We start from the raw sequence: 1366 nt of genomic DNA, 5'->3' as shown, positions 1-1366 counted from the left end.
CGGGCTCGGCCGCCCGGGGCCCGCGTCGTGCTCCAGCGGCTCGGGCATCCCGCCCGCCAACCACGCCGCCGAGCCCAGTTCGTTGACCAGGACGTGCGCGTTGCGGGGCGCGAGGAACCGGTCGCCGCGACGCAGCTGCAGCGACAGCGCGAGCACGTTGGCCATCGTGCCGCTCGGGGTCCACAGCGCGGCGGGCTTGCCGAGCACCTCGGCCGCGCGCTCCTCCAACCGCCGGATCGTCGGGTCGACGTCGATGACGTTGTCGCCGACCTCCGCCTCGGCCATCGCCGACCGCATGGCGTCGTCCGGGCGGGTCAGGGTGTCGGATCGGAAGTCGAGAGGCGTCGCTGCGTGTCCGGTCGCTTCGGAGGTCACGATCCGATCACATCATACTCCCCGTTCACCTCACAACGACCCCTTCGTCCGGTGAATCGTTGATCACCGTGCAACCGTGGGGCGGGGCCGTTCCGTCCTCACCGTCGACAACACGACCGACCGGAGCTCACCCGCGTGGATCACCATGAGGATCAGGAGTTCGCGGAGTACTTCGCCGCCAGGCGGGACTCCGTACGCCGGACGGCCTACCTGCTGTGCGGCGACTGGCACCGTGCCGACGACCTCGCGCAGACGGCGTTCATCGCGCTGCACCGGCGTTGGACCCGGATCCGGGACCGTTCCGCGGTGGACGCCTACCTGCGCAAGACGCTGGTACGGGCCGCGATCGACGAGTCCCGCAGGCCGTGGCGCCGGGAGCGGCAGACCGACGAGCCGCCGGAACCCCGGCGTCCGGGCGGGACGGCGCACGGGACGGACACGTCCGGTTCGCTGGCCGAACGGGTGGCCCTGCGGGAGGACCTGCTGGTCGCGTTGCGGCAGGTGCCGCCGAGGCAGCGGGCCGTGCTGGTGCTGCGCTACTTCGACGGGCTGGACGTGAGCGGGGTGGCCCGGGCGCTCGGGTGCGGCGAGGGCAACGTCAAGAGTCAGACCGCCCGTGGCCTGGCGAACCTGCGTGCGGCACTCGGTGAGGAGGTGGAGACCGGTGGACGAGGATGAGCTGGGGCGGAGGCTGCGCGCCGCGAGTGATCAGCCGCCCGCGGCGTCGTTCACCGTCGACGAGGTCACCCGCGCCTCCCGCCGGATCACCCGGCGCAGACGGACGGCACTGGCCTCGGCGGCGGGCGCCGTGGTGGTGCTCGCGGGCGGTGGCGTCGTCGTCTCCTCCCTGCCGGGAGGTGCGCCGACGACGGCGAGCGATCCGGGAGCGTCGGTGCTCACGGGCCCGGAGGGGACCGGCACGGGTGGCTCCGGGACGGTCGGACCGGACCCGGGCACCGCGGGATCCGGCCCGTCCGACGGGCGCGGCCCG

The 1366-nt window shown here is 73.8% G+C and carries 2 protein-coding genes and 1 pseudogene; 2 read left to right on the top strand and 1 reads right to left on the bottom strand.

Annotation, left to right across the window (positions count from 1 at the left end; all coding sequences use genetic code 11):
* The coding region (locus ACTIR_RS0103450; protein ID WP_026453233.1) for a beta-eliminating lyase-related protein at positions 1-375 on the bottom strand (375 nt) is incomplete at its 3' end.
* Positions 376-510: 135 nt separating this feature from the next.
* Between ACTIR_RS0103450 and ACTIR_RS0103445 the strand changes: the two genes are divergently transcribed.
* Positions 511-1053 (top strand): SigE family RNA polymerase sigma factor, encoded by a 543-nt coding sequence (locus tag ACTIR_RS0103445; protein ID WP_007027638.1) that lies wholly within the window; start codon positions 511-513, stop codon positions 1051-1053.
* Positions 1040-1366, top strand: a pseudogene (locus ACTIR_RS26230) (hypothetical protein); the annotation flags it as partial. The gene ACTIR_RS0103445 and the pseudogene ACTIR_RS26230, both read left to right, overlap by 14 nt.

The organism is Saccharomonospora iraqiensis subsp. iraqiensis, from assembly GCF_000430445.1.
GTDB lineage: Bacteria > Actinomycetota > Actinomycetes > Mycobacteriales > Pseudonocardiaceae > Saccharomonospora > Saccharomonospora iraqiensis.
The sequence above is the reverse complement of the archived record's forward strand: the minus strand, read 5'-3'. Positions and strand labels throughout refer to the sequence as shown.